At 33.8% G+C, this 6,529-nt stretch carries 6 protein-coding genes; 4 read left to right on the top strand and 2 right to left on the bottom strand.

The features are described from left to right. Positions 1–220 precede the first annotated feature (220 nt). Positions 221–910: a peptide-methionine (S)-S-oxide reductase MsrA gene (msrA, locus tag EG242_RS14475; RefSeq protein ID WP_124900617.1), complete on the top strand. Its 690-nt coding sequence runs from the start codon at positions 221–223 to the stop codon at positions 908–910. A gap of 21 nt (positions 911–931) precedes the next feature. After that, positions 932–1,378 carry a hypothetical protein gene (locus tag EG242_RS14470; RefSeq protein ID WP_124900615.1) on the top strand — a complete coding sequence of 149 codons (447 nt, stop codon included), beginning with the start codon at positions 932–934 and terminating at the stop codon, positions 1,376–1,378. 7 nt (positions 1,379–1,385) lie between these two features. Here EG242_RS14470 and EG242_RS14465 read toward each other — a convergent pair whose 3' ends face one another. Continuing rightward, complete coding sequence (locus tag EG242_RS14465) at positions 1,386–2,327, bottom strand: alpha/beta hydrolase (RefSeq protein ID WP_124900613.1); 942 nt, start codon at positions 2,325–2,327, stop codon at positions 1,386–1,388. Between the two features lie 124 nt (positions 2,328–2,451). Next, positions 2,452–4,428, bottom strand: a complete 1,977-nt coding sequence (locus tag EG242_RS14460) for a KUP/HAK/KT family potassium transporter (RefSeq protein ID WP_124900611.1) — start codon at positions 4,426–4,428, stop codon at positions 2,452–2,454. 499 nt (positions 4,429–4,927) lie between these two features. On the opposite strand from EG242_RS14460, the gene EG242_RS14455 reads away from it, so the two are divergent. Next, a complete protein-coding gene (locus tag EG242_RS14455; RefSeq protein ID WP_124900609.1) occupies positions 4,928–5,746 on the top strand; it encodes a hypothetical protein in 819 nt (272 codons plus the stop codon). Positions 5,747–5,755: 9 nt separating this feature from the next. Then, positions 5,756–6,529, top strand: a 774-nt coding sequence (locus EG242_RS14450; protein ID WP_148090584.1) for a hypothetical protein, incomplete at its 3' end; no start/stop codon positions are given.

Here is a 6,529-nt window from a genome sequence, read left to right as displayed (position 1 = left end):
TGTATTCGACAGAAATATTAACAACCTAAAAATTAATCTCGTTTAATAATGCACTATGGGTTATAATTATAAAATTTTACAGATAATTGTATTTTTAAACAGAAACCTTCACCGTAAAAAGTGAAGGTTTTTATAATTGGTATTTTAGCATTTATTTATAAAAAACCTGTTTACATTTCACGAACTTTACAATAGCAATGAATCGTTAAAAGCTGTATGTATGAAAAGTATTAAAATGCTGAATGTGGTTAACTTTTTCTTTTTATGTTGTTTTGCACTGCCATTTTCATCTTGTGGTCAAGGTGCAGCAAAAGCAAATACCAATGAAAAATCAACAAATAAAACTATTGCCAAAAAACAGTCTAATTCAGCAGTAAAAACAGAAACCGCTACTTTTGCAGCCGGTTGTTTTTGGTGTGTGGAAGAGCAGTTTAAACAATTACAAGGCGTTGTTTCAGTTACATCGGGTTACACAGGCGGAACAACCGAAAATCCAACGTACGAAGAGGTTTCTGCCGGAAACACCAATCATGCAGAAGCATGTAATATTGTGTTTAATCCTGCCGTAATTTCGTACAAGGAATTGTTAGAAGCTTTTTTTGTAGCGCACGATCCTACACAACTGAACCGACAAGGGAACGATGTAGGAACGCACTACCGTTCTGCAGTTTTCTATCATAATAAAGAGCAAAAACAACTCACCGAATTTTATATTGACCAACTGAATAAAAAAAAGGCGTATGATAAACCGGTTGTTACCCAAGTGGCTCCGTTTAAAAAGTTTTATAACGCAGAAGAGTACCATCAGAATTATTACGAAAACAATCCCAATCAAGCTTACTGTCGTTTAGTGGTTAAACCAAAAGTGGATAAATTTAGAAAAACTTTCAGTGAAAAGTTGAAACAGTAGTTTTAATTGAAAAAGAATCCTATGAAAAAGATCCTATATTGTTTTAATGTAATGGTGCTTTTAAGTGCATGTAACCAAAAGACAGAAAAGATTGAAAGTAATAATACAGCTACAACTATCAACCAAACCAATTTTTCTGGAATGTATAATTATGAACAAAATGGTTCTACAGTAACATTGCAGCTTACAGTTAATGGCAATAAGGCAAGCGGAAACTTACTTTATACCTTAAAAGAAAAAGACCGTAATTCGGGTACGTTCGTTGGTGAAATTAAAGATGAAATTTTATTGGCAGATTATACTTTTTCTTCGGAAGGTATTTTGTCTGTAAGACAAGTTTCCTTTAAACTCACCAATGCATCTGCAATAGAAGGTTATGGCGAAGTAGAAGAAATCAACGGAAAAATGGTTTTTAAAGATCCAGCAAATTTAGAATTTGGAACTGGATTGGTATTAACAAAAAAATAATCTCAGCTTAATTAAAAGTTGGTTTGTAATAATGTTGCTGTACAAAAACGAAGGTTTCTTTTATTAAATCATGAATCTCTTTTTTGTTAGTCTTTGTAAAACCGTGATTGCCTTTTTTAACTTTAATAAGTTTGTTGGTTACCGCAAGTTTGTTAAGTTCTTTATGTAGTTTTTTCGATTGTTTAAAAGGAACAATAAAATCTCTGGTTCCATGCAAAATTAAAATAGGCGTTTTTGGTGCGTTTTCCAAAAGTTCAATAGGTGAATAATGGCGTGCAACGGCAATTGCTTCTTCTTTATTTTTATTAATATCGAACGATGTCATTGCATAGATTAATTTTTCTCTAATATCATACAAACCTGGTAATAACAACTTATAGGTTGTTTTTGTAAACCAACTGGCATTAGTTTTTAAAACTTGGTTTAAATCTATTGGTCCAAAATTATCAAGCACAAAACGAATTTTAGGTAAATCATTTGATTTTTCTGCGGTATATGCAATCATTAAAGACAAATGCGCACCAGCAGATTCTCCCCAAAGTCCAATGTTTTCCGTATCAAAATTGTATTTATCTGCATGATCTACAATCCAACGCATTGCGTCTTTACAATCGCTTAATTGTTCGGCAATATCAATTGTTTTACTAACCAAACGGTAATTTATAGCCACAACGGTATATCCGTTTTGCTGCAAGGTGTCTTTAATACCTTCGGTATAATGGTACTTAATTTCTTTATCGCCTTGTGCCCATGCGCCGCCGTGAATAAACACAACAACCGGACTTTTGTCGAAAACTTTTTGTTTTGGCAGATGAATATCTAGTTTAACAGTATCTTTTTCTACAATTTTATAAGAAATATCTTTTAAAAAGGTTGTTTGGCTGGCACTATTTTGTGCGGTTAGCGAAAGGGAAAACGCGCCAATAATAAAGAATAAGAATAGCTTCATTTTTATGCTGTTAAACTGAAATTCTAAAGTACCGCTTTTTTATGTTACTGTAAATAAAATTCAAATCATTTTAAATAAAAAAGTGCTTAACCGTATTTAGTTTAAGCACTTTGTATTTTTAGTTTTATACCATTTTATCTGGTCTGCGTTTTAGTGGAATATCGGGCATATTTTTGTTTAATAATAACGGGTAATATTCTACTTTAACCGAACTGTTATCTAAACCAAACGCTTTTTCTTCAGATAAACTTCTTTTGCGAATAAAAGCATAACAATCTAAAATGAATTTTTCGTACCACGGCAGATCATTATCAAACGAAACCACTTTTTCAATGATTACATATTTATGATCGGCAGTAATCTGATTTTTTCGTAAGGAATGATAAGTACTTAATTTATTAAATTCGCCACAAGTACTTAAATCTTCTAGAACCTTTTTAAACAACGGACTTATTTTTGGAGCGATACGGAATCCTAAATAAAAATCGACACGCATAATTTTATCAGAGAATTTTTTAATTTGATACTCCATTCCGTAAGGTTCATCAATCACGTTTACATGCAACATCCAATAAACATCGGCACGTTTTGGTCGTTTGTAAAGGATCGAATAAATAACTTTCGATTCTATTTCGTTTTTGTTGTGTGCGTTGGTCAAATAAATTAAGTTGTTAGAATATTGCGGAATGGTTTCATCATTACTTAAGTCTTCAATAACGCTGGTGTAATCGCTTAATTTTACAAATTCGGTATAATTCTTACGTATTTTCTTTCCTAAAAACCAAATGGTCATTACGCTGGCAATGGCACCGGCTACAATTAATGAAACATATCCTCCATGATGAAATTTATCGATATTCGCTATAAAGAACGATACTTCTATAACGCTGTAAACCAATACAAACGCCACAATGATTAGTTTGTTAAAGCGTTTTAAAATCATGTAGTACGTAAGCAGAATACTGGTTGCAATCATACACATAATAATCGCCAAACCGTAAGCAGCTTCCATGTTGCTTGATTCTTTAAAGTACAACACCACCAAAATACAGCCAATACATAAAATCCAGTTGGTAGATGGTATGTAAAGTTGTCCTTTTATGTTCGATGGATATTTAACCAAAACCCTTGGCCAAAGGTTTAATCGCATAGCCTCGTTAATCATGGTGAACGATCCGGTAATTAAAGCCTGCGCCGCAATAACGGCAGACAATGTGGCAATAACGATACCAATTGGAATAAACCATTGCGGCATCATTAAGTAAAACGGATTTTGAATAAATTCTGCGCCGTTTATAAACGTTTTTAGCTGAATATTGCTGTGTGAAAGTAAATAAGCTCCTTGCCCTAAATAATTAAGCGCCAACGTGCATTTAACCAACAACCAGCTTATACGAATGTTTTTTATACCGCAATGACCTAAATCACTGTACAACGCTTCAGCACCTGTAGTACATAAAAACACAAAGCCCAAAACGTAAAATCCTTCCGGATGTTCGGTTAAAAGTAAATAGGCATAGTATGGGTTTACCGCTTTAAGAATTTCGGGCACTTGCGTAATTTGTAAAAGCCCTACACCACCCAACATTAAAAACCAGATAAACATAATAGGACCAAAGAATTTACCTATTGTTTTGGTTCCGTAGCTTTGAAAGAAGAATAAAATTAAGATGATTCCTATTACAAAAGGAATGGTTTGTAAATCGGGATAATAAATTTTGACACCTTCCAATGCCGATGAAATAGAAATGGGTGGTGTAATAAAACCGTCGGCAAGCATGGCGCTACCACCAATAAGTGCAGGAACAATCAGCCACTTTTTCTTGAGTTTTTTTACCAAGGTATAAAGCGAAAAAATACCGCCCTCGCCTTTATTGTCGGCTTGTAACGTAAGCCACACGTATTTAATGCTGGTTTGTAGAGTAAGTGTCCAAAGAACGCATGAAACCGCTCCGAGCACTAAATTGGAGTTTATAGGAGAATTTCCAAAAATTGCCTTCATTACATATAACGGCGATGTACCAATATCACCGTAAATAATGCCTAACGTTATTAATAAAGCACCTGCGGTTACCTTATTAACGCTGTGTTTTGCTTCCACTTGAAATAGGAATTGATTAAAATAATTGTTGTTTTTTGTCGGTTTTCTGTTGATCTGCTATTCTAAAACGGCTTCAATTATCAAACCGGCAAAAAGTTGCCAAATGTATAAAATTTGATTATACTAATGTACTAAAAAATCATTTTTTAAATGTAAGGTAATTGTTGTTTTTTAAAATGATAAAGATCTATTGAATATTCTTGTATTAACTGGTGTGATGTAGCTTGTTTGTCATTCCATAGGAATCTCAACACACAAGAATTATCTTTTTTGCAGTAATAATCTATTTCTTAAATGTTTTTTGCTTTTAAAGAAATAAACTAATTCTATGTTAAATAATTTATTATATTTACAGTATAATTAATTAAAAATTATAACATTATGAAAAAATTACTTTTTTTACTGGGGGGTAGTAACGCTTACAGCATGTGGCAACGATGCCATTGAAGACGCAAACCAACCAAGCTATCCTTCGCAGACGGGTAATGAAAATGGTGGCATGACTACTTTTTCCCATGTTCCAGGTACACCTAATTACGAATCGCCATGGGAAAAAAGTTTTAGTACAGATCCTGTTTTAGGTTCTGGTAATGCTACTCCTATATTTTACAAATTTGAAAATAAAACTGGCGACTGGGGTAGCCCCCACCTGCTTACGCTTAGGGTAACACCTTATGTGGGGTTGGCTTACTTTGATGGTACAGATGACGGAGATTATTATGGGTATGATATTACTGTGGTACCGAATTTATTTGCTAACGGTAGTGAAATTGGTAACTTTATTCCTGCACAGTCTTTTGATATGGACGGTACTGGAATCCCTTCTGGGGGTGGTACAGTACAACTCGACATAAGGTCAAGTACAGACCACTGTCCGGTTGTACAAAATACTCTTGCGGTACAAAATCCTAATTCAATATATTTTGATGTTAGTGGCACAGTAGCTCCTAATACGTTTGAAGAACAGCTGCTTAAAGATTATGGTAAGGTGTTTTATTATAAAATAGAAGTTTTTGATCCCGCAAATATGCTTGTATTTGAATCTTACATGATGCCGGATAATAATTATGCACCAGGTAATTTATACTGGAATTTAACAGGTGTAGATCATATTACTCCAATAGGTGATATGGTTCCTATGGTTTATAATTTTGATAGATCTAATAATTCAACACTTTCTGATGAAATTGTTTTAGATAAAGCATCTATTTCTGGCGGATTTGAGTCTGAAAGTACCTTCTCGTATCTTATTTGGAATATGAAAGTTACCGTTAAGACTGATCTTAATGGTATGTATGTTAAGCTAGATGATTTTTAAAATATTTTTATGACAGATACAATGCAAAAATTATTAACACTTTTAGTGTTTTTAACTGTAGTACCAGTAAACGCTCAGGTACTTTGGAGTGAAAATTTCGACGGTTATAATACGGGTACTTTTACCACCGGGCAAGGCGGATGGGATATAAGAACTGATGGAAGTGACGTACGCATCATTGCCGAACCTGGTAGGGGAAATGTATTTGCATGGGGCTGGAATCAATTTCCGGTACCAACTATCTATTCTTTAGCTGAATGTGAAAAAAAAGGCATTGCAGCGTTATGGAACACCCGTACAATGGGTAATAATGTTTTAAAATTAGAATTCGAATTTTATTCTAAAGATTTTACCGGCTCACCAGGGGAGGAATTCCGATCAGGACTTGGTTTTTCAATACTTAACGGTAGTATTGTTAGCTCTTTCTCATGCATGATAAACGCCAACGAATCTTATATAACTGCTACAACCTATCCAAAGCTTTATTACAAAACAGCATATAACCATACATGGATAAAGGTAGAAATGTATATAGAGTACAATGCAAGTACAAATACTTCGTCCGTATATACGTACGTTCCTTCGTTAAATTATTTAGCTGTATACGAAAGAAGTGGTTTTAATTTTTTAAGTAGTGATGTGTTAAAAATAGGTGCGAATGTACAACATTGTAAGCAAGCTTTTATAGGTGCATTAATGAAATATGATAATTTTAAGCTATCTGCAATACCAACGCGCCCTGCTCATGTAGGTGTAAACGAACAATTAACTGCTAAGTTTACT

Source organism: Paenimyroides viscosum, assembly GCF_003858535.1.
Lineage (GTDB): Bacteria > Bacteroidota > Bacteroidia > Flavobacteriales > Flavobacteriaceae > Flavobacterium > Flavobacterium viscosum.
This window is presented reverse-complemented; position numbering and strand designations above follow the sequence as displayed.

Excerpts from the sequence above, each read along its gene's own strand:
- EG242_RS14470 (WP_124900615.1), top strand. The coding sequence starts at position 932 with ATGAAAAAGATCCTATATTGTTTTAATGTAATGGTGCTTTTAAGTGCA.
- msrA (WP_124900617.1), top strand. The coding sequence starts at position 221 with ATGAAAAGTATTAAAATGCTGAATGTGGTTAACTTTTTCTTTTTATGT.
- EG242_RS14465 (WP_124900613.1), bottom strand. The coding sequence starts at position 2,327 with ATGAAGCTATTCTTATTCTTTATTATTGGCGCGTTTTCCCTTTCGCTA.
- EG242_RS14455 (WP_124900609.1), top strand. The coding sequence starts at position 4,928 with ATGACTACTTTTTCCCATGTTCCAGGTACACCTAATTACGAATCGCCA.